The following is a 24,663-nucleotide window of genomic DNA, read 5'->3' on the forward strand; positions in this document are numbered from 1 at the left end:
GGCGGGCTTGCGACAACGGAGGTGTTCCGATGGTGGACGCGAACGGGAGAGCGGTGGGGAGGAGCATGCGCATCCTGGTGACGGGGGGCGCCGGCTTCGTGGGCTCGCACCTGTGCGAGCGGCTCCTCGCGGATGGCCATGAGGTCATCGCGCTCGACGACTTCTCGACGGGCTCGCCGGCCAACGTGGCCCACCTGATGCGGAGCAGCCGCTTCTGGCTGGTCGAGCGCGACGTGACGCTGCCCTTCGATTACGAGATCGACCGGGTCTACAACCTCGCGTCGCCGGCGAGCCCTGCGCGCTATCAAGGCGATCCGGTGCGCACCACGATCACGAACGTGATGGGCACGCTGCACGCGCTCGAGTGCGCCGAGCGGCACGGCGCGCGGCTGCTCCAGGCGTCGACGAGCGAGGTGTACGGCGACCCGGAGGTGCACCCGCAGCCGGAGAGCTACCTCGGCCGGGTCAACCCGATCGGGGTGCGCGCCTGTTACGACGAGGGCAAGCGCTGCGCGGAGTCGCTGGTGATGGACTTCCACCGTCAGGGCCGGGCGTCGGGGCGGATCGCGCGGATCTTCAACACGTATGGTCCGAGGATGGCGCTCGACGACGGGCGCGCGGTGAGCAACTTCATCGTCCAGGCGCTGCGGGGGGAGGAGCTGACGATTTACGGGAGCGGGGCGCAGACGCGGAGCTTCTGTTATGTCGACGATCTCGTGGAGGGGTGTGTGCGGCTCATGGAGCACCCGGTGGAGGTGGGGCCTGTCAACCTGGGGAATCCGGTGGAGGTGACGGTGCTCGAGCTGGCGCAGGAGATCGTGCGGCTCACGGGCAGCGCGAGCCGGATCGTGTTCCGCCCGCTGCCGGAGGACGATCCGCGGAAGCGGCGGCCGGCGATCGATCTGGCCCGGCGGGCGCTGGGGTTCGAGCCGCGGGTGGCGCTCCGGCAGGGGCTCTACGCGACGATCCAGAGCTTCCGCGCGGCGCTCTCGGGGGCGGGGGAGGGGCCGCGGCGCGGGGAGGCGGCGCTGGCGAGCTGACGGCTCGGCGCGGCGGGCGCCGGCGGAGGCGGCCCTACTGGGCTGGTCCGGCCTGCGGCTCCGCGCCGCGCACCGCGCGGAAAGCGTCGGCGGTCGCCTGCGTGTTCTGCGTCGTCACGAGCCGGAGCCGGTCGCCCTCGAGCCGCGCCACGTGGACCAGGATGCCCTGCATGTCGGGCACGGGTTTGCCGTCGGGCGTGAGGATGCCTGTCAGCACCCATGCCCATCGGACCACCGCGACGTCCGGCGCCACGAAGCGCGTCTCGACACGCACGCTCTCGAGGCGGCTCTGCCGGAAGACGGTCTTGTGAATGCCAGCGTGATTTTCCCGGATGGTCGCGCGCCCGTGCCACCACATCCCGAAGATGTTCACGAAGTCCGCGTCCTCGGCGTGCAGGGCGGCGAACGCATCCATGTCGTGCCGGTTCCAGGCATCGTTGAACGCGGCGACGAGCTGCTCCCCCAGCGCCTGCTGCGCGCGCGCGTCGGGCGCTGCCGCGGCCGCAGCTGGCGCGGGCGCTGCGGGCGCGGCCGGCGCGGAGGGCGGCGGCGAGGCGGTTGCGCACGCGAGCAAGAGGAGCGGCAGTGCAGCGGTGGCGAGGATGCGATGCATCGCGTGCCATTACCTCCAGGCGGCGCGAGACGTCAACCAGCGTCGCGCGGCGATCCTCGTTCGCTGCGTGGGGGGACGGCGGCGCTGCGCCGGCGTGCGTGTCATGCTCTCGAACCCCGCGACCCGGAGGCCACGATGACGACCCACCGACAAGCGACGAGCACAGCAGTGCTGATCGGCGCGCTGGCGACCACCCATTGCGCCGACGGCCCGCCGACGACGGTCGAGTCGCCGCCGGAGCTCGTGCGGATCGACGCCGGGCCGGTGAGGGGCGCATTGCGCGACGATCATCGCCTGTTTCAGGGGATACCCTATGCCGCGCCGCCGCTGGGCGCGCTGCGCTGGCGCGCCCCGCAGCCGGTGTCGCCCTGGACCGAGCCGAGGGACGCGACGCGGCCGGGCAGCCCGTGCCCGCAGACACCGACGACGTACAGCCCGCTCGGCAGCGACGACGAAGATTGCCTGTTCCTGGATGTCGTCACGCCGCGTTCGGCGGCTCCAGGGCGCCTCCTGCCGGTGATGGTGTGGCTGCACGGGGGCGGCGAGGCCACGGGCGCCGGCAGCGTCTTCGACGCCCGTCGGATCGCGGTCGGCGGCGACGTGGTCGTCGTGACGATCAACTTCCGGCTCGGCATCTTCGGGTTCCTCGGTTATCCGGGCCTCGACGGCTCGGGGACGTTCGGTCTGCAGGATCAGCAGGCGGCGCTGCGATGGGTGCAGCGCAATATCGCGGCGTTCAGCGGCGACCCGGGCAATGTCACCCTGTTCGGCGAGTCGTGGGGCGCCTTCGCCGCGAGCGCGCAGCTCACCTCGCCGGCGGCGGCTGGGCTATTCCATCGCGTCGCGCTGCAGAGCGGCTTCGCGCTGGCGGACTATCCGGCGGGTACGTTCTATCCGGAGCTGCCCGCGCTGCCGCCGTTCTGGTCGCCGCTCGCCGAGCTGCAGTCGACGGGGGAGGCGCTCGCGGCCGAGCAGGGGTGGGTCGAGCCGGCGAGCGAGGCGGCGGTCGCGATCGAGCGCTTGCGCGCGCTGCCGGTGGCCGACCTCCTGCCGCACACGGCGCGCTTCGTGGCGCCCGCGTTCGGTGGCGACGTGCTGCCCGAGAGCCCGGCGGAGGCGCTGCGGGCGGGGCGATTCCATCGCGTGCCGGTGCTCTCGGGCGCAACGCAGGACGAGGGCCGGCTGTTCGTCGCGCTGTTTTACGAGCTCGCGGGCGCGCCGGTGACGGCGGAGCGATATCGCGAGCTGCTCGTCGAGGCGTTCGGCGAGGCGGCCGAGCAGGTCGAGGCGCGCTATCCCCTCGAGGCGTACGAATCGCCGGCCCTCGCCTGGGCGGCGGTGATCACCGACCGCGTCTGGTGGCGCGCCACGCAGGAGCAGAATCGCGCGCTGGCGGCGCACGCGCCGGTGTTCGCCTTCGAGTTCGCCGACCGCGGCGCCCCGGCGGCAGTCCCCGCGCCGCCGAGCTTCCCGCTCGGCGCGCATCACGCGTCGGACGTCGTGTACCTGTTCGATTTCGTCGGGGAGGAATCCGGGCTCGCGCCCGAGCAGCAGCGGCTATCGCAGCAGATGATCGCGTACTGGTCCCAGTTCGCGCGCGCGGGGGATCCGAACCGCACCGATCTGCCGCCCTGGCCGGGGTTCCGCGCGGGCGACGCGCCGCACGTGCAATCGCTCGCCCCGGGGAACGGCGGGATCCGCGGCGTCGACGTCGAGGCCGCGCACCAGCTGGATTTCTGGTCGGAGCTGTGACGCGCCCTCGCCGCGCTCACCAGCGCTTCTGGATGTTCCCGATGAAGTTGTAGGGATACCCGATCTCGAACGCGCTCGCGTCGTCCAGCTTCTGCACCTCTTCGGTCGAGAGCTTCACGTCGGCGGCCTTGAGGTTGTCGTCGAGCTGCTCGAGCGAGCGCGCGCCGAAGATGACGGACGTGACCGTCGGCTTGGCGAGCAGCCAGGCGAGGGCGATGGCCGCGGGCGTGGTCTGCTTCTCCTTCGCGATCGCGTTCACCGCGTCGAGCGTCCGCCAGCCGCGGTCGTTGTCGTAATCGGCGAAGCGCTGCTTCCATTTCTCGAGGCGCCCGCCTTCCGGCGGCGGCTGGTCCCTCGCGTATTTCCCGGACAGGAAGCCGGCGGCGAGCGGCGACCACGGGAGGACGCCGATGCCGAACTGCTTGCACACCGGGATATGCTCGCGCTCGAGGTCGCGCACGAGCAGGCTGTATTGCATCTGCAGCGCGACGAACCGATGGAGGTGCTCGGTCTTCGAGATCCACTGGCTGTCGGTGAGGCGGTACGCCGCGTAGTTGCTCGCGCCGAGGTAGAGGACCTTGCCCGCCCTCACGAGATCGTCGAGCGCGCGGAGGGTCTCCTCCTCCGGCGTGTCGATGTCTTGCATGTGGATCTGGTAGAGATCGATGCGATCGGTCTTGAGGCGCCGCAGGCTGTCTTCGACCGTACGGACGATGCGGTAGCGGGAAGCGCCGGAGGAGTTCGGCCCTTCGCCCATGCGGAAGCGGAACTTGGTGGCGAGCACCACGCGATCGCGGCTCTTGGCCTCCGCCATCCACGCGCCCACGATGCGCTCGGACAGCCCGTCTTGGCCGTAGACGTCGGCGGTGTCGATGAAGCTCACGCCCCGCTCGAGCGCTCGGCTCATGATCGCAAACGACGTCTTTTCGTCACAGCCGACCTTGTGCATGAACGACTTCTCGTCGGCCTCCCCGAAGGTCATGGCCCCGAGGCAGAGCACGGGGACCTTGAGCCCGCTGGTTCCTAGCGACCTGTACTCCATGGCGAGCAATCTCCTTTGAAATGCGCGGGAGTATAGCGCTGGGCCACGCGGCGTCGACGCGCGCATCGAGGCGCCCTGCCTCTGCGCCTGCCAACCGCTTACCTCGAGCTTCGCCGCCCGCCCCTGCGGCCGCGCCGGTACGGCAGACCTGCGCCGCATCGCGTCGGTGTGGCTGGCGTCGGTGACGCGAGCAGGAGGCTCGAGGGCGCGTCATGCCGCGCCACGAGATCCGTTCACCAGGCGCGGACCTCGCGCCCGCGGGCGACCGCCGCGCGCCAGTTTGTGATTGACGCCGGCCATGTTAACGTTCACATTCCGCATTACGGAACTCCTCCTCGCCTTGCCCTGAAAGGCCCTCACGCGCACCGGGCCCTGCGCCCTCATGCGCGTTCACCTCGACGGTCGCGCCATGGCCCCAGACGAGGCGCACCCAGGGGGAGGAGCAGCAGTTGGGGTCGGCTGGGACGATATCCGGGCGCACTCCATGGTGGAGCGCCTGGGAACCATCTTTCTGCCAATCTCGCCATCGTCGGCCTGAAGCGAGCGCTTCGCGCTGGCGTGACGCGACCAGAGAGGTCGTCAGGCGCTTCCATGTCTTCTGCTTGCTCTCGAGCGTCGCGCTGTTCTCGTGCGACGAAGATTCCGGCGACGCGGCGCGGCGTCCAGCGACCTGCGATCGTGGCCTGGCTCCGTTACTGGATCTACAACGACACCGGCGGGAAGCATTATTTCTATGGCGATGATTGCGTCATGTGCACCTCGCCCTGGGTGAATCCCCAGCGCAAGAACTGGGAGTGATCTCGCGTGGAGGGGGCTGGAGCGCCAGCTCCCGGCACCTCCGCGCTGCCAGGGGCGAGCTTGTACTTCGCGGCGGACTTCGGTATCCATGTCGTTCATGAACTGCTTGCAACTCTGCCGCTCTGCAGCCACGTTCTGGCTCAATCTCACTGCCCCCTTGTTGATGCTCGTTGCACTGGGGTGCTCCTCGGAGAGCAGCACGAGCGGGAACGCCGGCGGCAGCGGCGGAGGCATGGACACGAGCGGTGTCGGCACGGGCGGCGCGGGCACGGGCGCCGCGGGCACGGGCGGCGCGGGCACGGGCGGCGCGGGCGGCGCGGGCGCTGGCGACGCCGGCACGGGCGGCGGCGGCGCGGGGGGAACCGGGGGCTCCGGCGGGAGCGGCGGATCCGCGACGCCGATGGACGCCGCAGCCATGGTCCCCGACATGGGCATCGGGACCAACATCGGCAACACGCTGGAGAACACCACCGCGTGGGAGACGGGCTGGGGCCAGCCGCTGATCACGCAGGCGTTCATCAACGGCATGGCCAGCCATGGAATCAAGACGGTGCGCGTGCCCGTGGCCTGGGACACCTACGCCGTCAACGGCATGATCGACGCCGCCAAGATGGCCCGGGTCAAGGAGGTGGTGGGCTGGATCGAGGCGGCGGGCATGTACTCGATCGTGAACATCCACTGGGACGGGGGCTGGATCTTCAACGAGGCCAACGCCAACAAGTACAAGCTCACCGACGACGTCAAGACCAAGTTCGCGTCCTACTGGACCCAGATCGCCACGGCCTTCAGCGACGTCGGTCACAAGCTGATCCTCGAGGGGATGAACGAGGAGGGGAACTACTGGGTCAACGGCGTTCGCGACGGGGGGACGCCGGACTACGCCGCCCTGAACGAGATGAACCAGCTCTTCGTCACCACCGTGCGCGAGCAGGGCGGCTACAACGCGAGCCGCGCCCTGCTCATCTCCGGCTTCGTGACGGACATCGACAGGACCTGCGTGAGCGATTTCAAGGTGCCGACCGATCCGGCCGGCACGGGTAGCCTCTTCCTCTCGATCCACTATTACACGCCCTACACCTTCTGCGGCCTCGACACGGTGGAGTCCTGGGGCTCGCCCAAGACGACGTGGGGCACGGACGCCGAAAAGGCGGAGCTGAAGGGCCTGTTCGACAAGCTCGGCGCGTTCAGCGCCGAGCGGAGCATCCCGATCATCCTCGGCGAGTTCGCCGTCACGCTGGGCGAGAAGTACCCCCGTGAGCCGGCGTCGCGGAGGCTGTGGATGCAGTCGGTGGTGGAGGCGGCGCAGTCTCGCGGCATCGTCCCCGTGCTGTGGGACACAGGGTCGGAGATCAAGCGCACCGACGGCTCGTTCTCGCCGGAGTGGCAGGCCGTCATGGACGCCGTCGACCGTTAGCACCCCTCCGGGAAGGTCGCCCCTGATCAGCAGAAGAGCCTCCAAGGCGCCAGGGCGAGCGGGGAAGGAGCTAGGGCGCTCGCCGGTCGGCCAGGCGCCACACGAGCGTACGCCACGCGCCGCGCTCGAAGATCTCCGGCCTTCGTCCGGCGAGGAGGGGCGCATACCGCGCGACGATCTCCGGGACGTCGGTGGACACGAGGCCCGAGAGGATCAGCGTGCCGAGCGGCGCCAGGCGGGCCGCGATGAGCGGGGCGAGCTCGGTGAGCACGTCGCGAAGGATGTTGGCCACGACGATGTCGAAGCTTCCATCCGGCCACGTCGTCGCGAAGCGCACGCGCGCCTCCACGGCGCTCCGCCGGGCGTTCTCCGCCGAGATGGCGATCGCGGCGGCGTCGATGTCGACCCCGATCGCCTCGCCGCCGAGCTTCGCGGCGGCGATCGAGAGGATGCCGGTCCCGCTCCCGACGTCGAGGAGGCGGAAGCCGCCTCGCGGCGCGAACGCCGCGAGCGCCTGAAGGCACATCCGCGTGCTCTCGTGCCGGCCGTCGCCGAAGGCGTGGCTCGGGCCGAGGACGATGGTGCGCTCGTCGGCCTCCGCGTCCCACGGACCGGTGACCACGCGAAAGCGCGGCGGTACTTCGACGATGGTCGGACGGTCGCTCATGCGTCGCCGAGGCCTGCCGCCGCGCGGGCGGCCCTCCCGCCGTTCATCGACCTCGCTCCTCTCCGCCCGCCCAGCGCTCGAGCCCGACCCGCCTCGCCCCCTCCGCCTCCGCCGGCCAGTACACCTCTTCCCGCGGGGTCACGAGCCCCGAGGTGCCCCGGCCCCTCAGCGCCTCTCGCTGCTCTGCCACGAGCTCCGAGATGTCCTCCACGCCCACCGTCCACTCCTCGGCGAACCGCCGCAGCGTCGCCCCGCGCAGGCCGAGCTGGATCGCCCTCCGGTTGACCGGCGCGCCCGAGGGATGGTGATCCGGATCCCACTGGAGCCGCACGTCCGAGCGCTTCAGGTCGCGATTCCACGCCTCCTGGTCCGGGTGCAGCTCGGGGACGAAGCTCGACGGCACCGCGGCGGCCAGGATCGCGTCGAACCCCGCGCGCCGCAGGCGGATGGCGAGCACCGCCTCCTGGTCGGGCTTCGTGCCCCAGCCCGAGCGGTACATCATCCAGAGGAAGTTCGGCTTGATCCAGCTCATGCGGCCGAAGCTGAACTCCGGGCCTCCGAGGCGCTGGTGCAGCGCCGCGTGGCGGGCGATCGAGGGCCGGTACGCCTGGTAGACGACGATGGTCTCGGCGTCGAACTGCGCGAGGATGTGGCGCCCAACGGCGGGCCAGCGGGCGGCCTGCGCAGCGTACGGCTCGAGGACCAGCTTCTCCATCGCTCCCTCTCTCGTCCCTCTCCGGCTTCCCCGGCGAGCCGACGTCGGTCGCGCGAGGCCGCCAGCATAGCGCACCCGCGCTGCGGATGGCGCCGTGCACGGCAGAGCTGGCGGACCGAATCAGCGTCGCCGCGGATGGCCAACGTCGCGGCGCTCGCCGGCGGCGGCGCGTCAGCCGGCCGCGACGCGCACCACGAGCTTGCCGAAGTTGCGCCCCTCGAGCAGGCCGATGAACGCCTCCGGCGCGTTCTCCAGCCCGTCGACGAGGTCCTCGCGCAGCTTCACCCGGCCGGCGGCGACCCACGCGCCCATGTCGCGGCGGAAATCCTCGAAGCGGCCTTCATAGTGATCGAGGATGACCAGGCCCTGCATGCGGATGCGCTTCTGCAGCACGGCGGTCATCAGCAGCGGCAGCCGGTTCGGGCCGGGCGGCGGCGTCTCCTCGTTGTAATGCGCGATCAGCCCGACCACCGGCACGCGCGCGCCGACGTTGAGCCGCGGCAGCACCGCGTCGAACACCGCGCCGCCGACGTTCTCGAAATAGACGTCGATGCCGTCCGGGCAGGCGACGGCGAGGCGCTCGGCGAGCTGCGGATCGCGGCGGTCGAGGCACACGTCGAAGCCGAGCTCCTCGACCGCGTAGCGGCGCTTGTCGGCGCCGCCGGCGATGCCGACCACGCGCGCGCCCTTGAGCTTGGCGATCTGCCCGACCACCGCGCCGACCGCGCCGGTGGCCGCGGCCACGACCACGGTCTCGCCCGGCGCGGGCCGGCCGATGTCGAGCAGGCCGACGTAGGCGGTGAACCCGGGCATGCCGAGCACGCCCAGCGCCAGCGACGGCTGCGCCAACTCGCCGAGCTGGACCAGATCCTGACCGTCCGACAGCGCGTAGTCCTGCCAGCCGGCGTTGCCGAGCACCAGGTCGCCGTCGCGGAACCGCGGATGTTTGGAGGCGATGACGCGGTTGACCGTGCCGCCCACCATGGGGTCGCCCAGCCGCACCGACGGGGCATAGACAGGTCGGGTTTCGTCCATCACCTGACGCATGTACGGATCGAGCGAGAGGTACAGGGTGCGCAACAGCACCTGTCCTTCGCTCGGCGTCGGTATGGCGACCTCCTCGAGCCGGAAATCCTGCGGCGTCGGCAGGCCGCGCGGACGCGCGGCGAGGAGGACACGGCGGTTGACGCTATCGCTTCGAGGCATGGGCTACTCCGGGGGTGAGGTGTGGTTGACGTGGGGTGGAACATCGTTCTGCTCGCTCGCTCCGGCGCGCCCTCGGCGCGCCGGCACGGGCGAGGCGAGCAACTTCGAGTAGACCGGTCGTCTAGAAGACGGGCGCAGCGAGAGGCGGGGATGCATGCTCCTCATCCCGCCTCAGGCCGTCTGCGCCAGACCCAAGAGCTGCCGCGTGCCGGCCATGGCCGTGTCCAGCGGCGCGCGGTCGCGGGCGATCTTGGCCAGCAGACTGGCGCCGAGCCAGCTCTGGTAGAGCGCGATCGCGACCGCGAGCGCGTCCGGCGCGGCCGCCAGCGAGCCGTCGGCGCTGCCCGCCTCGATGCAGCGCGCCAGGCGTTGGGTGATGCCGCGGGTACCGCGCTCCAGCGCGGCGCGCATGCTCTGGGACAGATCGGAGACCTCCGCGCCGAGCTTGACCACGAGACAACGGCTCTGCGCCTCCTCGCCGGTCTGCGAGTCGAGCCAGTCGTGGAAGTAGGCGATCAGCCGCTGCGCGGCCGTGCCCGGCTGCGCCAGGAGCGCGTCCATCCGCGCGAGGTAGCCGGCGAAATAGGCCTCGAGCACCGCCTCGCCGAAGGCCTCCTTGGAACCGAAGTAGTGATAGAACGAGCCCTTCGGCACCTGCGCCGCCGCCAGCACCTCGGCCAGGCCGACGGCGGTGAAACCCTTACGGAGCAGCAGCGGCTGGGCCACGTCGAGGATGTGCCGGCGAACGTCGGTGGCGGCGGCGGTCCCGTTCATGACGCCCCACCGTAGCAGCTAGTAGACCGGTCGTCTAGGGAGACGGACCCGACCCCGGTTGAGGCACCCCGGGGCGGGACGAACTCGACCCCGGTTGAGGCATCCCGGGGCAGCGTCCCGCGCGTCAGGGCGAGGCGTCCCCCTCCTGACAGCGGCCCGCGGTGCACTCGAGCGGGCCCGGCGCGACGCACTCGTACGCGCAGTACCGCCCAAAGCTGTTGTAGTCCTCGATGAGCGCGCGCGCCTCCTCTTCCACATACGCCTTCTTGGCGCTGTTCACGGCCACGAAGCACCCGAGCGGGCAGCCGGGCGTCGCATAGACGCATTCCGAGGCGTCGTTGCAGGCGTTCGACTCGGCGACGATCGCGTCGAATTCTTCCTGGATCTCTTCCTCGCTCTTCGCGCAGCCCGCGCCCATGAGGCCGATGATAAAGGGCACCATCCCTTTCGCGCGCATCGACATGCTCCACCTCCGGCAAGAGACCGCGAGCCCCACGCCTTCAAGGAGCGTTCGCCGCGGCGCTCTGTCCGGAATACATCACCCTTCTCAGCCCGAGCCTCGCCAGCACGAAAGCGGCACGTGAGGCGGCGAGGCGTTCAGCCCTCCAGCCTGGCGCGCCGCCGGCGGCGCACACCGGTGAGCCCCGAAAGCGCCTGTGCCGCCGTGTGCCAGCTGGAGCCGACGGGGTGTGCCAGCCGGGGGATGCTAACCCTTCACAACCGCTCATGATGTGGCCGGCACGTCGCGTGCCTGTCTGCCGCCCATCGCTTCTGAAGACGGACTGACAGGGAGGCTTTTCATGCGCTCGTTCCCCAGGACAACCGTGCTCGTTCCTCTGCTGGCGCTCGGCGCCGGCTTCACCGCCTGTTCGGTCGGATCGAGCGAACAGGGCAAGCCCCCGCAGACGACCGTCGCGCAGAGCGCCCTCACGCCCGCGGCGAGCTGCGATGACGTCGAGGGGATGCTGCGCGAACGGCTGAAGCAGGACATGCTCGACACGATCGAATCGAGGCGGAAGCTCGCCCTGGAGGAGCTCGAGACCGGGTGTTTCTGGTGGGGCGCCGGCGGCGGCTCCGCCGACGGCGCCTCGACCGGGGCGGGAGGCCCGGTTCCGGACGACCTTCCGTCCCCGCCCGCGGACGACGACGGGGCCGCCACGGAGCACTCGACGACGAACACGCAGGAGGCGGACGTCGATGAGGCGGACTTCATCAAGAACGACGGCGAGCACGTCTACCTCCTCGCCCACGGACAACTCCAGATCTTCGACGCGTGGCCCGCCGCCGACACACACCGGATCGCGGCGGTGCCGATCGAGGGCGAGCCGAAGAAGCTCTTCGTCCACGAGGATCGCGCCCTCGTGTATTCGTCGGCGCCCCCAGCGCCCAACGAGCCCGCCGAGTACCGCGAGACCGCGGAATGCACCTATGGATACGACTGCGACTTCACGGGCGACGGCACGCCGCTCCTCGTCACCGAGCTCGACATCAGCGATCTCACGGCGCCCACCGTCGTGCGGACATTGAAGTTCTCCGGGTCGTTCATCAACGCCCGGCGCATCGGGAGCGCGGTGCACACGGTCGTATACTCCCCCGGGCCGACGGTGGAGGGGCTCGCGCTCTCGCCGGAGGGGCTCGACCTCTGCGCCATGGCCGAGGAGGGGCCGACCCCGCAGAACGTCGCCCTCGTGAACAGCGCGTTCGACGCGATGGCGCAGAAGAACCTCGAGGTCATCGACGCGGCCCCGATCGAGGTCGATCTGCCCACCGTCGAGGAGACGGTGTACCGGGACGGCGAGGCGATCGCGACGGGCGCCGAGCCGTTCGCGGGCTGCGAGGGCTTCTATCTGTCGAACACCGGCGACGGGCAGAGCTTCCTCTCGGTCGTCTCGACCGAGCTCGGCGGCGAGGCGATCGGCCAGGCCACGATCGTGGGCAGGCCCGGCGCCGTCTACGCGACCGCGGCGTCGCTCTACGTGGCGAGCCGGCACCAGTTCGGGAGCACGTACGGCTGGTTCTACGAGGACGGGGGGACGACGCCCGACGCGACGACGATCCACAAGTTCGCCCTGAGCGATCGCGCGCTGCCGAGCGCCTACCTCGGGAGCGGCGTCGTGAAGGGGCGCGTGCTCAACCAGTTCGCCCTGAGCGAGCACAAAGGCTATCTCCGCGTCGCGACCACGACAGGCCGCCTCCCCGACCCGGACACGCACAACACGGTCGCGTCGCTGAAGCTGGAGGGCGGCGAGCTCGTGGTCAAGGGCATGGTGGACAACCTCGCTCCCGGCGAGGACATCCGGTCCGCGCGCTTCTACGGCGACGTCGGGCTCGTGGTGACCTTCAAGAAGACCGACCCGCTCTTCACGCTCGATTTCTCGGATCCCGAGTCCCCGAGGGTGCGCGGCGAGCTGAAGATCCCCGGGTTCTCGACGTACATGCACATGATCGACGAGGGGCACGTCATGAGCATCGGCTACGACGCCGACGATCAAGGGGAATTCGCCTGGTTCCAGGGGATCATGCTCCAGATCTTCGACGTCACGAACCTCGACGCGCCGAAGCTCATGCACAAGGTGGAGATCGGGACGCGCGGCTCCACGAGCGACGCGGCGACCAACCACCTCGCGTTCAACTACTTCGCCCAGCGCGGCCTCCTCGGGATCCCCATGGTGATCTGCGAGGGCGGCGACGGCGGAGAGTACGCCGACACGATGACGTTCAGCGGGCTGCTCGTCTACAAGGTGGACGTCGGCGAGGGCTTCACCTCCATGGGCGGCGTCGCCCACCCGCTGCCCGATGCGAGCGCCGACCCGTACACCAGCTGCGGGAACTGGTGGACCCGGGGCAGCTCGCACGTGAAGCGGAGCGTCTTCATGGAGGACCACGTCTACTCCGTGTCCGACGACGAGATCCGCGTCGCCGACGTGCGCGATCTCTCGGCGCCGGAAGCCATCGTGCCGCTCACCCCGTGAGCGCGACCCGCCGCGCGCGCTGCGCCGCAGCGCCGCGCGCCGGCGAGGGGCGCGGCCGCGCCGGATCGGGCGGGCCGCGTGCTAGAGCTCCGGCCATGGTGCGTCGTGACGAGACCGAACCCGGACCCCGCTCGCGGGGCGAGGGAGCGGTCTCACGCTGCACGTCTCCAGCGGGTGCGAGTCCCGTCCGGGTAAGCGCCGGAGCGCCCGGTAGCAGGCCCCAGGTTCGCGGGGGAGACCCCGCGGCCCGAGCGGGGCGTCGAAAGCCTCCACGGAGGGAGCAAGAACGCGGGCCGCAACATGAAGTGAAGCCTGCCGCCTCGACAGAGAAACAACGAGGGAGCCGAGCCGCGCATGCCACGGCGAAGGCCACGTCCGCCGCGCCGCAGTCCGGAGCAGAACGCGCGGCGGGTCCCTCCGGGGTACGGGGAGCAGCACGCGTTCAGGGAGAGGTGCGGAACACGGGAGACCCGTCTGCGTTGCCGTCGTCGCGGCAAGGTGGCTCGTATAAGCCGAAGGTGAAGTCGAGCGCTGCGCAGCGGGAGTCCGAGGGGGCCGTAGTACCGTCGAGGGCCGCGACGAACAACGCGGTCGGAGGGAGAGGCCCCTGCGGTGGTCGCGTCGGTCGAGGAGGTAAGCGCGAGGGCATGGCCGGCAAGACCGGTCCCAACCACCCCCGCGGGCGCGAGCCCGAGGACAAAGTGCGACAACTCCAACGCCGGCTGTGGGTCGCGGCCAAGCGGCATCCGGGGCGCCGGTTCCACGCGCTGTATGACCGCATCGCGAGGCGTGACGTCCTCGCGGAAGCGTGGAAGCGGGTCAAGCGGAACCGAGGTGCGGCGGGCGTCGATGCCCAGACGCTCGCCGACATCGAGCAGCACGGCGTGGAGCGCTTCCTCGAAGAGCTCGGCGTCGCGTTGCGAGCAGGCACGTACCGGCCAGCAGCGGTGCTGCGCCGGTACATCCCGAAGGCGGACGGAAAGAAGCGGCCGCTGGGCATCCCGACGGTCCGGGACCGGGTGGTACAGATGGCGGCGAAGCTTGTGCTGGAGCCGATCTTCGAGGCGGACTTTCGCCCGAGCTCGTACGGCTTCCGGCCTCGTCGCAGCGCGACGCAGGCGCTGGAGACCCTCCGCAGGCTGGGAGCTCGCGGAGGCAACCACGTGCTGGACGCGGACATCCGCGACTACTTCGGCAGCATCGACCACGACAAGCTGATGAAGCTGGTCGAGCGACGCGTCTCGGATCGGCGGGTGCTCAAGCTGCTGCGCCAATGGCTCCAGTGCGGGGTGATGGAGGAGGGTCGCGAGGTAGCGACGCTCTCGGGTACACCGCAGGGCGGCGTGATTTCGCCGCTCCTGTCGAACATCTTCCTGCACGTGCTCGATGCGGCGTGGGAGCGCCACGGTGCCCATCTGGGCACGCTGGTGCGCTACGCGGACGACTTCGTGATCGTGTGCAGCACGAGGTTGGCATGCGAGCAGGCCGAGAAGCGCGTGCGCGAGGTGCTCGCGCGGCTCGGGTTGGAGCTGCACCCGGACAAGACGAGGCGGGTGGACCTCTCCTGGGGCAAGGAGGGCTTCGACTTCCTCGGCTGCCACCTGCGCAAGCGGCTGAGCGGGCGGATCTGGGAGCAGTCACGCCGACGCGTGTACTTCCTCCAGCGCTGGCCCTCTCAGCGCAGCATGAAGCGGGTGCGGCAGCGCGTGAAGGAGCTGACCGGTCGAGCCAGGAACGGGGTGAAGGACGTGCGGGTGTTGATCCGCGACCTGAACCCGGTGCTGCGCGGCTGGGGCAACTACTTCCGCACCGGGAACGCGGCGGACAAGTTCAACCAGGTCGACGGCTACGTGTGGCGGCGTCTCCGCGGCTTCCTCGTGAAGCGCAAGGGGCGCAACCTGCGCGCGGCCGAGGCCGAGGGGTGGACGAGCGACTTCTTCGTCGAAGGCCACGGGCTCTACCGCCTGCGCGGGACCGTCCAGTACCCGGAGGCTGCGTAATGCAGCGGCCCGAGAGACCGCCGGTAAGCCGTGTGCGGGAAATCCGCACGCACGGTTTGAAAGGGGGTCTTGCCCTTCATCGCCCGGCTTCGCAGCCGGTCAGGAGAAAGTAGGATCTACCAATGGAAGCGCTGGATCTCCGCGCGGAACAGCTCGCCTCGGCGGTCGGCGCGCGGCCCGTTCTGCTGCTCGCGTTGCTCTTGACCGGGACCGTGGGGGTCCTCCTCGGGCTGGTGGCGGTCGCGCGCCTCTCCGAGCGCCACGCCCGCGCGCTGTGGGGGCGCGCCGCCGGGGCTTACCGCGCGGCGGCCGAGCACCCGATCACGCAGCGGCTCTCCGCCCGGTTCCCCGCGATCGCGCGGGTGCTCCGCGATCTCTCTGCGTCCGAGTACCTCGTGATCCACCTCGGCCTCGGCCTCGCGCTCACCCTGGCCGCGCTCGTGTTCGTCGCGATCGCGCAGGCGGTGAGCGGCAACGCGTGGATCGTTCAGGTCGATCTCGCGCTCGCGCGCGCCCTTCATGCGTCGTCGAGCAGCACCGGCGTGACGGCGCTCGGCGCCTTCACCCACCTCGGCAGCGGCTGGGCGCTCACGGTGCTGGCCCTCGTCGTGGCCGCGCTGCTGCTGAGCCGGCGGCAACGCGTCCTCGCGGTCGGCTGGCTGATCGCCCTCGCCGGGGGCGGGCTCCTCAACCAAGCCCTCAAGGCCCTCTTCGCGCGGCCGCGGCCGCTGTTCGACGAGCCGCTCGCGGTCGCCGCCGGGTGGAGCTTCCCGAGCGGACACTCGATGGGCACGTTGGTCACGTTCGGCATGCTCTCCTACCTCGGTCTCCTGTTTCTCCGGACGCTCCGCGCTCGCCTCGCGCTCGTCGCGTTCGCGCTCAGCTGGACCGTGGCGATGGGCTTCAGCCGGATGTACCTCGGCGTGCATTACCTGAGCGACGTGCTCGCGGGGTTCGCCGCGGGCAGCATGTGGCTGGCCGTCTGCATCTCCGGGATCGAGGTCGCGCGCCGCCGGCCGGGCAGGGCCGGCAGCCAGCCGCTCCCGGCCTGAACGCCCGCGGCGCCCGTCGGCCGTCGGCGCCGCGCGCGGGAACAATCAGTTAGGCATCCTAACTTACTCGCGGCCGCGAGACTCCTGGCGGCGCTCCGCGCATGGCTACGGCCTGCGCGGGACAATCAGTTAGCCATCCTAACTGACTGGTGGCCGTGAGGCCTCTCGACGGCGGCCGCGCGTGCCGACGGCCTGCGTGGTACAATCAGTTAGCCATCCTAACTGACTGGTGGCCGTGAGGCCTCTCGGCGGCGGCCCGCGCGTGGCGACGGCCTGCGCGGAACAATCAGTTAGTCATCCTAACTGACTGCTGGCCGTGAGGCTTCTCGGCGGACCGCGCGGGGACGATCGGACCGCTCGGCACTACGATCCCCCCAGGTGAGGGTGGGGATGCAGATCAGCGGCAGGAACAAGATTCCCGGGAAGATCACGGAGATCGTGGTCGGCGACGTGATGGCCAAGGTGGTGATGGAGGGACCGGGAGGTACGGAGCTCGTCGCGGTGATCACGAGCGATGCGGTGAAGGAGCTCGGGCTCTCGGTCGGCAAGGAGGTGCAGGCGCTCATCAAGGCGACCGAGATCATGGTGATCGCCGGGTGAGCGGGGCCGGCGCGGGGCGCGCGTCCGGGCTCACCGCTCCACGAGCACGAACCGCGTCCGCCCTTCCCGCCACGCCAGGAGCAGCACCGGCCGCTTGTCTGTGGCGTCGACCTCCTGCTTCAGCTGCTCGGGGCTCGTCAGCGTCTTCCGGTTCACCTCCAGGAGCACGTCCCCCGGGCCGAGCCCCGCCCGCGCGGCCGGGCTGCCCGGGCTCAGCCCCACGACGAGCGCGCCCTTCACGTCGCCGGGGATCTCGAACCGCCGCCGCAGGTCGTCCGAGAGCGCGGCGATCTCGAGCCCCAGCGCGCCCGTCGGCGCCGGCGCGGGCGTGGGCGCCTCCGCCTTCGGCTCCGGCAGCTCGTCGAGGGTCGCGGTGAGCTCCAGGCTCCGCCCGTCGCGGAGCACGCGCAGCTCGACCCGGGTGCCCGGCTTCGCCTCGGCGATGCGCATCCGCAGGTCGCGTCCGTCGTCGAGATGCTCCCCGCGCAGCGCGACGATCACGTCGCCGCGCCGGAGGCCGGCCTTGTCGGCGGCGCTCCCCTCGGACACGTCGCTGACCACCGCGCCGCGCGTGTCCGGCGGCAGCCCGAGCGCCTCGGCGAGCCCGGGCGAGACGTCCTGGATCGCGACGCCGAGCGCGCCGCGGATCACGCGGCCGTGCTCCACGATCTGCTCCATCACCGCGCGCGCGAGCTTCGAGGGCACGGCGAACCCGATGCCCTGGTTGCCCTGCGCGCCGCGCGCGAGGATGGCCGTGTTGATCCCGATGAGCTCACCCGCCATGTTGATGAGCGCGCCCCCCGAGTTGCCCGGGTTGATGGCCGCGTCGGTCTGGAGGAAGTCCTCGTAGTCGACGATCCCCATGTTGCCGCGGCCGACGGCGCTGATGATCCCCTGCGTGACGGTCTGGCCGATGCCGAACGGGTTGCCGATCGCGAGCGCGAAGTCGCCCACGCGCACCGCGTCCGAGTCGCCGAAGGGCGCGAACGCGAACTCGCCCCCCTCGAGCTTCAGCACCGCGACGTCGGTCTTCGCGTCCACGCCGACGACGGTCGCCTTCATCTCCTGCCGCCCCGGCACGGCGACGCGCACCTGATTGGCGCCCTCGACCACGTGCGCGTTGGTGATCACGTGGCCCTCGCGCGACACGATCACGCCCGATCCGAGGCTCTGCTCGCGCTGCACGAGCGGGCCCGGCGCCTGGCCCTCCTGGCCGCCCCTGTCGTCGCGCCCGTCGCGCCCGTCGCCGCCCATCCCGAAGAGCTCGCGGAAGAACGGGTTCGAGAAGAACGGGACGCGCTCGGGCGCCGGCGGGCGCACGAACCGCACCGAGGAGACGTTCACGACCGCGGCGCTCACGCGCGAGACGATCGGCGCGAAGCCTTCCTGGAGCGAGACCGCCTCGCGGGCAGAGGGCGGCACGTCGAGCGGCCCCGGAGCGGGCCGCGGGGTCGCCTCGGCGATCTGCTCGACCCGGCGCTCCGCCCGATCCAGGCAGCCGAGCGGAAGCGCGGTGATCACGGCGAGAGAAAGGGCCCAGCGTGCATGCATGCCGGCGCGGTATTCATCTCCCGTGCCCCCGGGCGCCGCGCCCGACCGCCGGCGCGGAACATGGATGAGCTGGCCCGCGGCGCGAGGCGGCGGCGTATGCATGTCCCTCCGTCCTCCGGCGCGAGCCAGAACGACGCGGCCCCCGGCCGACTTCGCCGCGGCGATTTGTCTCAAGCTCCCCCCGCTGCTCGCGGCACTGTGGCGCGAACGCCGCGCCGCGCGCGGGCGCACCGAAACGCCGGCGCTGTCAAGCGCGAACCCCTGCCGCGCTCGCCTCAGCAGCTCTCCGTCAACCCCCGTCAGCACCCTGCGTCGCGTCAGGTGCGTCATCCCTTCGCACGGCTCTCGGCCTACGTGGGTAGGACGCACGCACGCACGCACGACGATCACGACGACCAGGAAAGGCCGAGGGCGGCGAGGCGCGCCGAGCACAGCCGCACGGGCACGGCGAAACGGCGCAGAAACGGCGAAGACGAGCGAAGATAAGCCGGTGTGATTTACCGCTAGAGGTGTGAGGCGCGTTTACGATATGGTGCGTCCTAGCGCCGTTGGCCTCTGCTGAGCGCAACGTGCGTTATCGAGGTGGCTGTGGGCTTGAGAACCTCTTATCTGGCTTTGGCGTTGGGATTGCTTCAAATCACGGCGGCTTGCGGCGGGGACGTCTCGTCCCCGGGCGACGCCACGGGCTCCGGGAGCGGCGCGGGCTCCGGGACCGGCGGGCCCGGCTCCGGCGGCGCCGGCGGCGAGCCGGAGTTCACGGTCGGCAGCGGCCCTGGCCTCGGCGGCAGCGGCGCGGGCGAGCCGGATCCGTGCGACGTCGATGAGCCGCCGCCCGAGTGCTTCCTGCCGCCCGATCCCGCGTGCGGCGACGGGGCGAAGAACCAGGAGGCCGAGGCCTGCGACGACGGCAATACGCTGCCGGGCGACGGCTGTTCGGGGCAGTGCCAGGTCGAGCCTTACTGGGAGTGCACGACGCCCGGCCAGCCCTGCCGGCTGACCATCGCGTGCGGCGACGGCATCCTCCACCCCGGCGAGTTCTGCGACGACGGCAACACCGCGGACGGCGACGGCTGCAGCGCCGATTGCCTCTACGTCGACTCCTCGTACGTGTGCCCGAGGCCGGGCGAGCCGTGCATCCTGCTCTACGACTGCGGCGACGGCCGCGTGAACGGCTCGGAGGAGTGCGAGGACGGCGACGATCCGCCCGCGTCCGGCGACGGTTGCGACGCCGAGTGCAAGCGCGAGGCGGGGTATCAGTGCAGCCGGCCCGGTCTGCCGTGCACGCCGCTGCCGGTCTGCGGCAACGGCGACAAGGAGACCGGCGAGGGGTGCGACGACGGCAACGCGACGAGCGGCGATGGCTGCTCGAGCCTGTGCCGGCAGGAGCCCTATTACTACTGCCCGACGCCCGGCTCGCCCTGCGAGCGGCTGATCGAGTGCGGCGACGGCGAGGTGCAGCCGGGAGAGCTCTGCGACGACGGCAACGCCGCGGGCGGCGACGGCTGCAGCGCCGACTGCCAGGTGCGGGACCCGAACTACGTGTGCCCGGAGCCGGGCGAGCCGTGCATCCTGCTCTACCGGTGCGGCGACGGCCGCGTGAACGGCGCGGAGCAGTGCGACGACGGCGAGGCGGTGCCGGAGAGCGGCGACGGCTGCACCGCGGACTGCCGCCTCGAGGAGGGCTGGGTCTGCAGGCCGGGCCAGCCCTGCACCGTGAGGACCTTCTGCGGCGACGGGGTGGTGCAGGTCGGCGAGCAGTGCGACGACGGCGGCGGGGCGTCGCCCGCGGGCGGCGACGGCTGCACCGCGCAGTGCAAGATCGAGCTCGGCTGGACGTGCCCGCCGGCCGGCGGCGCCTGCACGCCGCCCCCGCCCCCCGTGTGCGGCGACGGCGTGATCGGCGGCGACGAGGTGTGCGACGACGGCGACGACACGCCGGCCGGCGGCGACGGCTGCAGCGCCGATTGCCGGACCATCGAGGAGGGGTGGGACTGCTCGCGCGTCGGGTTCGCCTGCAAGACGGTCTGCGGCGACGGGATCAAGCTCGGCGCCGAGCAGTGCGACGACGGCGACCTCGTCTCCGGCGACGGCTGCGACAATCGGTGCCGGATCGAGCCCGGCCGGGTGTGCGACGACGGCGAGCCCCAGGACTGCACGGGCCGCTCCGTGTGCGGCGACGGCGTCCGCGAGGGCACCGAGGTCTGCGACGACGGCAACGGCGACTGGCGCGACGGCTGCACGCCGGACTGCAAGCGCGAGCCCAACTGCGGGGGCGGCGCGTGCCTCTCGATCTGCGGCGACGGCATCCTCCTGCCCGGCGACGCCACCGAGCAGTGCGACGACGGCAACACCGAGAGCGGCGACGGCTGCTCCGCCACGTGCCGGATCGAGGCGGGCTACACCTGCTCCGTGGCGCCCACCGAGATGCGGCTGCCGATGGTCCTCCGCGACTTCATCGGCTGGTGCCCGAGGGAGACCACCGCGAGCAACACCGAGTGCGACGCCCGCCTGACGGACCGCCTCATCGGACACTTCGATTTCGAGATCACGCCCAGCGGTACCACCTTGCAGACCGACGGCACCGTCGAGTCGACGCTCGACGCCGACGGCAAGCCGGTGAACGCCCACGGTGACGGCTACTTCGAGCCGGCCAGCACCAACGGCTGGACCACGGGGCAGGAGAACTTCCAGTGGTGGTACCGGGACAACCCGGACTTCAACAGGACGCTCGTCACGAGCATCCAGCTGACCGAGGCGCCCGCCGGCAGCGGCAGGTACGTGTACCAGCGGAACCCGTTCTGGCCGGTGGACCTCGACCCCCCCGGCGCCGATCCCGCGCTCGACAGCCTCGTCGCCGACGGGCTGGAGCGGACGCGCGACAGCGGGCACAACTTCTACTTCACGAGCGAGGTCCGCTACTGGTTCCAGCACCGCTCGGACGCCAACGCGAGCAACAACCCGGTGCTCACCTTCTACGGTGACGACGACGTCTGGGTGTTCATCAAGAACACGCTGACCGCGGACATCGGCGGCATCCACGGGCAAGCCCAGGAGAGCGTGACCATCCTCGACAACGGCGACGCCCAGGTGACCCCCTGCCCCACCTCGTCCGGCTGCCCGAACCGCGCCGCCTACACCGTCGACCTCAACCTCGAGAACGGGAAGGTCTACGAGATCGTGGTGTTCCAGGCCGAGCGCCACGTCACCGGGTCGAACTACCAGCTCACCCTGGCGGGCTTCAGCGCCGGCAAATCGGTCTGCACGCCGCAGTGCGGGGTCAACCCGCCGGTCGTGACGCCCGGCGAGGAGTGCGACGACGGCACCGCGAACGGGACCGGCTACGGCCAGTGCAACAACTGCCAGCTCGGGCCCTACTGCGGCGACGGCGTGAAGAACGGCCCCGAGGCCTGCGACAACGGCGTCAACAACAGCACCTACGCCAACTCCTCGGGCGCCTGCGCCCCGGGGTGCGTGGCCCCGCCCCGCTGCGGCGACGGCCTGGTCAACGCGCCGTACGAGGCGTGCGATCTCGGCTCCGGCAACACGGCGAACGGCTACGGCGGCTGCACGACCGAGTGCGAGATCGGGCCGTCGTGCGGCGACGGCGAGGTCAACGGCCCCGAGCAGTGCGACGACGGCAAGAACGACGGCTTCTACGGCACCTGCAACCCGAACTGCACGCGCGCCCCGCTGTGCGGCGACGGCCGCGTCGACGAGGAGTGGGGCGAGGAGTGCGACGACCCCACCGACGCGAACTGCGTGGGCTGCCAGCTCGGCGTGCATTGCGGCGACGCGGTGGTGCAGTCGAACTACGGCGAGGAGTGCGACGACGGCCGCAACGACGGCGGCTACGGCGAGTGCGCCCCGATGTGCCTCTACGGCCCGCGGTGCGGCGACGGCGTGGTGCAGCCCGACGAGGAGGACTGCGACCTCGGCGAGGGGATGAACACCGGCGCGTACAACGGGTGCAACGCCTCCTGCACCTACGGTCCGTACTGCGGCGACGCGGTCATCAACGGCGCCGAGACCTGCGATGACGGCGTGAACGACGGCTTCTACGGGAGCTGCTTCCCCGACTGCACGCCGGCGGCCCAGTGCGGCGACAGCCGCGTCGACGAGGCGTGGGGCGAGCAGTGCGATCCCCCGAACGAGGCGACCGGCTGCAGCGACAACTGCCGCCTCGGCGCCCAGTGCGGCGACTCCGTGGTGCAGGCCCACCTCGGCGAGCAGTGCGACGACGGCAAGAACGACGGCGGCTACGGCGAGTGCGGCCCGCAGTGCAAGTACGGGCCGCGCTGCGGCGACGGCGTGGTCAACGGCGCCGAGCAGTGCGACGACGGCGACGGCAACAACACCGGCGGCTACGGCAAGTGCGCGCCGGGGTGCAAGTACGGGCCGCACTGCGGCGACGGCGAGCGGCAGAGCGCCTACGAAGAGTGCGACGACGGGAACAACAAGAGCGGCGACGGCTGCAGCTCGGCCTGCGAGTACGACAACCAGCCGCTCTAGTCACAGCGCCGCGTGACAGGGGCGCGCGCCCGCGGGCGGCGCCCCTGTCACGGCACGTCCGGCGCCCTCGGCCGCACCGTGGTGTCCCCCGGCGGCTTCTCCAAGAGCGGCGGGCCCCCGACCGGCAGCCAGATCTCGAAGACCGCGCCCCCCTTCTGGGCCTTGCGGTAGCCGATCTCCCCCCCGTGCTCGAACACGATCCGCTGCGCGATCGCGAGCCCGAGCCCCGTCCCCTTCTCCTTGCTCGTCGCGTACGGCTCGAACAGGCGCGGCACCATGTCCTCGGCCACCCCCGGCCCGTTGTCGCGCACCACGATCCGCACGCGATCGTTCGGCAGCGGGCCGATCGTCACCGAGACGCGCGGGTCGCGCCGGACCGCGGCCGCCGCCTCCAGCCCGTTCTGGACCAGGTTCGTGAGCACCTGGATCAGCTGGTCCCGGTCCGCGGAGACCTTCGGGATCGGCTCGGCCACGAGCTCGACCCGCGGCGACGCCGCGCCGCCCGTCCCGCCCGTCTCCTCGCCCGCCGGCGCGGCGTGCAGCGTCACCACCCCGCGCGCGATCGCCACGAGATCGACCGGCTCCGGGTTGGGCGCCGGCAGCCGGGCGAACCGCGTGAACTCGGTCACGATGTTCGCGATCCGGTGCACCTCGTTCAGCACCGTCGACGTCGCCTCCTCGAAGTAGTCGTCGAACGCCGGGTCCTCGCGCTGCCGCAGCCGGCGCAGCGTCTCCACCGCCGCCCGGATGGGCGCCAGCGGGTTCTTGATCTCGTGGGCGATCTGCCGCGCGACCTCGCGCCGCGCCGCGATCCGCTCCGTCGCCGCCAGGCGCTTGCGCATCGCGGCGAGCTCGTCGATGGTCGCGTTGAACGCCGCCGCGAGATCCGCGATCTCCCGCCCCCCGCGCCCCTCCACCCGCCGCGGCGCGCCGCTCATCACCTCGCGCGTCTCGCGGGCCAGCGCCGCGATCGGCCGCGACAGGCTGCGCGCCAGCACCACGGCGATCCCGAGGGCGATCGCCAGCACCGTGGCGCCGGTCAGCGCGATCGAGCGATCGAGCCGGGCCAGCGCCTGCCTCAGCGGCTCGCGCGACACCGAGGCGACCACGTCGAGGCCGGGGATCTCGGGGAAGTCGAGGACGCGCACCACCTCGGCCTCGCCGCTCCGGGGCGCGGGCCCCCCCTCGGGCGCCGCCGTGAGCCGCACGTGGTACGCGTCGCCGATGCGCGCGAGCACCGGGCCGATCCGCCGCGCCCCCACGAGGCCGATCGTCACCCCGTGCCGCGACAGGGCGCAGTGGACCTCCAGCGACGCCTCGCCGCCCGCCTTCGCCGGCCGGAGCCGCGGCGCGCCCCCCGGGGCCTTGATCGCCTCCGCGAGCCGCGGGTCGCGGGCGCCGATGCGCGAGGCGTCCTCGGCCGCGAGGACGCTCCCGTTGCCGGCCACGAGCGACAGCGCGTCGAGGCGCAGCGCCTTGGCCTGGCTCGGGACCAGGCGGCGCAGCGCGATGCGGCTCGTCGGGTCCATCGCGTCCGGGTCGCCCTTGGCCCGCTCCAGCTCGACGTGGGCCTTGTCGACGAACGTGTCGTGCTGGCAGAACGGCGGCAGGAGATCGCGCAGCGCCTCGGCCTCCCACGCGAGCTGCTGCCGGACCCCGGCGTGCGCCGCGTCGATCCGATCGGCGAAGCCGCTCTCGATGATCTCGCGCGACGCCTCGCGCAACGTCAGGCCGACGAACGCGGTCGCGATGATCGCGACGAGCCCGAAGGCGAGCAGGAGGCGAGCGGCGAGGGGCATGGCGGGGCGGCCACGGCCGCCCGGCCGCGTGGCCACCCCGGCGGCCAGGACGGCCGGGCGGCCGCCGCGGTCTGCGGCGGTGTTCAGGGTCGAACCAAGAGGAACCGGCGCCCGCGCCGAGCCCCCGCGGCGGTCCTTCTCCGCCGCGTCTCCGTGCAT

17 protein-coding genes are annotated in these 24,663 nt (G+C 71.5%); 8 read left to right on the forward strand and 9 right to left on the reverse strand.

Going from position 1 to position 24,663, the window contains the following annotated elements:
* Positions 1 to 29: 29 nt before the first annotated feature.
* The gene (locus WME83_RS50640) at positions 30 to 1,040 is read left to right on the forward strand and encodes a UDP-glucuronic acid decarboxylase family protein (protein ID WP_437316898.1); all 1,011 of its coding nucleotides are present in this window, start codon (positions 30 to 32) and stop codon (positions 1,038 to 1,040) included.
* Positions 1,041 to 1,074: 34 nt separating this feature from the next.
* Here the strand turns inward: WME83_RS50640 and WME83_RS50645 are convergent, their stop codons facing one another.
* Positions 1,075 to 1,653, reverse strand: a complete 579-nt coding sequence (locus WME83_RS50645; protein WP_437316899.1) for an SgcJ/EcaC family oxidoreductase — start codon at positions 1,651 to 1,653, stop codon at positions 1,075 to 1,077.
* A 135-nt stretch (positions 1,654 to 1,788) separates the two neighbouring features.
* Between WME83_RS50645 and WME83_RS50650 the strand changes: the two genes are divergently transcribed.
* Positions 1,789 to 3,405: a carboxylesterase/lipase family protein gene (locus WME83_RS50650; protein ID WP_437316900.1), complete on the forward strand. Its 1,617-nt coding sequence runs from the start codon at positions 1,789 to 1,791 to the stop codon at positions 3,403 to 3,405.
* 16 nt (positions 3,406 to 3,421) lie between these two features.
* Here WME83_RS50650 and WME83_RS50655 read toward each other — a convergent pair whose 3' ends face one another.
* Positions 3,422 to 4,447, reverse strand: a complete 1,026-nt coding sequence (locus WME83_RS50655) for an aldo/keto reductase (protein WP_437316901.1) — start codon at positions 4,445 to 4,447, stop codon at positions 3,422 to 3,424.
* A 961-nt stretch (positions 4,448 to 5,408) separates the two neighbouring features.
* On the opposite strand from WME83_RS50655, the gene WME83_RS50660 reads away from it, so the two are divergent.
* Positions 5,409 to 6,659, forward strand: coding sequence for a glycoside hydrolase family 5 protein (locus WME83_RS50660; RefSeq protein ID WP_437316902.1), 1,251 nt, complete (start codon positions 5,409 to 5,411; stop codon positions 6,657 to 6,659).
* 70 nt (positions 6,660 to 6,729) lie between these two features.
* On the opposite strand, the gene WME83_RS50665 is transcribed toward WME83_RS50660, so the two are convergent.
* From WME83_RS50665 to WME83_RS50685, 5 genes are all read right to left on the reverse strand, one after another.
* Positions 6,730 to 7,326 (reverse strand): 50S ribosomal protein L11 methyltransferase, encoded by a 597-nt coding sequence (locus WME83_RS50665; protein WP_437316903.1) that lies wholly within the window; start codon positions 7,324 to 7,326, stop codon positions 6,730 to 6,732.
* A gap of 43 nt (positions 7,327 to 7,369) precedes the next feature.
* The gene (locus WME83_RS50670) at positions 7,370 to 8,041 is read right to left on the reverse strand and encodes a DUF4291 domain-containing protein (RefSeq protein WP_437316904.1); all 672 of its coding nucleotides are present in this window, start codon (positions 8,039 to 8,041) and stop codon (positions 7,370 to 7,372) included.
* A gap of 171 nt (positions 8,042 to 8,212) precedes the next feature.
* The gene (locus WME83_RS50675) at positions 8,213 to 9,247 is read right to left on the reverse strand and encodes an NADP-dependent oxidoreductase (RefSeq protein WP_437316905.1); all 1,035 of its coding nucleotides are present in this window, start codon (positions 9,245 to 9,247) and stop codon (positions 8,213 to 8,215) included.
* A gap of 171 nt (positions 9,248 to 9,418) precedes the next feature.
* The gene (locus WME83_RS50680) at positions 9,419 to 10,021 is read right to left on the reverse strand and encodes a TetR/AcrR family transcriptional regulator (protein WP_437316906.1); all 603 of its coding nucleotides are present in this window, start codon (positions 10,019 to 10,021) and stop codon (positions 9,419 to 9,421) included.
* A 124-nt stretch (positions 10,022 to 10,145) separates the two neighbouring features.
* Positions 10,146 to 10,478, reverse strand: a complete 333-nt coding sequence (locus tag WME83_RS50685; RefSeq protein WP_437316907.1) for a hypothetical protein — start codon at positions 10,476 to 10,478, stop codon at positions 10,146 to 10,148.
* A gap of 367 nt (positions 10,479 to 10,845) precedes the next feature.
* Here WME83_RS50685 and WME83_RS50690 point away from each other — a divergent pair, with 367 nt between their 5' ends.
* From WME83_RS50690 to WME83_RS50705, 4 genes are all read left to right on the forward strand, one after another.
* The gene (locus tag WME83_RS50690) at positions 10,846 to 12,993 is read left to right on the forward strand and encodes a beta-propeller domain-containing protein (protein WP_437316908.1); all 2,148 of its coding nucleotides are present in this window, start codon (positions 10,846 to 10,848) and stop codon (positions 12,991 to 12,993) included.
* Between the two features lie 701 nt (positions 12,994 to 13,694).
* Positions 13,695 to 14,993, forward strand: coding sequence for a group II intron reverse transcriptase/maturase (ltrA, locus tag WME83_RS50695; RefSeq protein WP_437313606.1), 1,299 nt, complete (start codon positions 13,695 to 13,697; stop codon positions 14,991 to 14,993).
* Between the two features lie 122 nt (positions 14,994 to 15,115).
* Positions 15,116 to 16,045 carry a phosphatase PAP2 family protein gene (locus tag WME83_RS50700; RefSeq protein WP_437316909.1) on the forward strand — a complete coding sequence of 310 codons (930 nt, stop codon included), beginning with the start codon at positions 15,116 to 15,118 and terminating at the stop codon, positions 16,043 to 16,045.
* A 378-nt stretch (positions 16,046 to 16,423) separates the two neighbouring features.
* Positions 16,424 to 16,645: a TOBE domain-containing protein gene (locus WME83_RS50705; protein WP_437316910.1), complete on the forward strand. Its 222-nt coding sequence runs from the start codon at positions 16,424 to 16,426 to the stop codon at positions 16,643 to 16,645.
* A gap of 30 nt (positions 16,646 to 16,675) precedes the next feature.
* Here WME83_RS50705 and WME83_RS50710 read toward each other — a convergent pair whose 3' ends face one another.
* Positions 16,676 to 18,196, reverse strand: a complete 1,521-nt coding sequence (locus WME83_RS50710) for a Do family serine endopeptidase (RefSeq protein ID WP_437316911.1) — start codon at positions 18,194 to 18,196, stop codon at positions 16,676 to 16,678.
* Between the two features lie 627 nt (positions 18,197 to 18,823).
* Here WME83_RS50710 and WME83_RS50715 point away from each other — a divergent pair.
* Entirely contained in the window at positions 18,824 to 22,705 is a 3,882-nt protein-coding gene (locus tag WME83_RS50715; RefSeq protein WP_437322140.1) for a DUF4215 domain-containing protein, read from the forward strand.
* A 47-nt stretch (positions 22,706 to 22,752) separates the two neighbouring features.
* Here the strand turns inward: WME83_RS50715 and WME83_RS50720 are convergent, their stop codons facing one another.
* The gene (locus WME83_RS50720) at positions 22,753 to 24,504 is read right to left on the reverse strand and encodes a sensor histidine kinase (protein ID WP_437316912.1); all 1,752 of its coding nucleotides are present in this window, start codon (positions 24,502 to 24,504) and stop codon (positions 22,753 to 22,755) included.
* Between the last annotated feature and the right edge of the window lie 159 nt (positions 24,505 to 24,663).

Source organism: Sorangium sp. So ce385 (genome assembly GCF_051474135.1).
In the GTDB taxonomy this organism is placed as follows: Bacteria; Myxococcota_A; Polyangia; order Polyangiales; family Polyangiaceae; genus Sorangium; species Sorangium cellulosum_D.

Coding starts and splice junctions, on each gene's coding strand:
- WME83_RS50710 (WP_437316911.1), bottom strand. CDS start 18,196: ATGCATGCACGCTGGGCCCTTTCTCTCGCCGTGATCACCGCGCTTCCG.
- WME83_RS50700 (WP_437316909.1), top strand. CDS start 15,116: ATGGAAGCGCTGGATCTCCGCGCGGAACAGCTCGCCTCGGCGGTCGGC.
- WME83_RS50655 (WP_437316901.1), bottom strand. CDS start 4,447: ATGGAGTACAGGTCGCTAGGAACCAGCGGGCTCAAGGTCCCCGTGCTC.
- WME83_RS50660 (WP_437316902.1), top strand. CDS start 5,409: ATGCTCGTTGCACTGGGGTGCTCCTCGGAGAGCAGCACGAGCGGGAAC.
- WME83_RS50640 (WP_437316898.1), top strand. CDS start 30: ATGGTGGACGCGAACGGGAGAGCGGTGGGGAGGAGCATGCGCATCCTG.
- WME83_RS50675 (WP_437316905.1), bottom strand. CDS start 9,247: ATGCCTCGAAGCGATAGCGTCAACCGCCGTGTCCTCCTCGCCGCGCGT.
- WME83_RS50645 (WP_437316899.1), bottom strand. CDS start 1,653: ATGCATCGCATCCTCGCCACCGCTGCACTGCCGCTCCTCTTGCTCGCG.
- WME83_RS50680 (WP_437316906.1), bottom strand. CDS start 10,021: ATGAACGGGACCGCCGCCGCCACCGACGTTCGCCGGCACATCCTCGAC.
- WME83_RS50670 (WP_437316904.1), bottom strand. CDS start 8,041: ATGGAGAAGCTGGTCCTCGAGCCGTACGCTGCGCAGGCCGCCCGCTGG.
- WME83_RS50720 (WP_437316912.1), bottom strand. CDS start 24,504: ATGCCCCTCGCCGCTCGCCTCCTGCTCGCCTTCGGGCTCGTCGCGATC.
- WME83_RS50685 (WP_437316907.1), bottom strand. CDS start 10,478: ATGCGCGCGAAAGGGATGGTGCCCTTTATCATCGGCCTCATGGGCGCG.
- WME83_RS50665 (WP_437316903.1), bottom strand. CDS start 7,326: ATGAGCGACCGTCCGACCATCGTCGAAGTACCGCCGCGCTTTCGCGTG.
- WME83_RS50650 (WP_437316900.1), top strand. CDS start 1,789: ATGACGACCCACCGACAAGCGACGAGCACAGCAGTGCTGATCGGCGCG.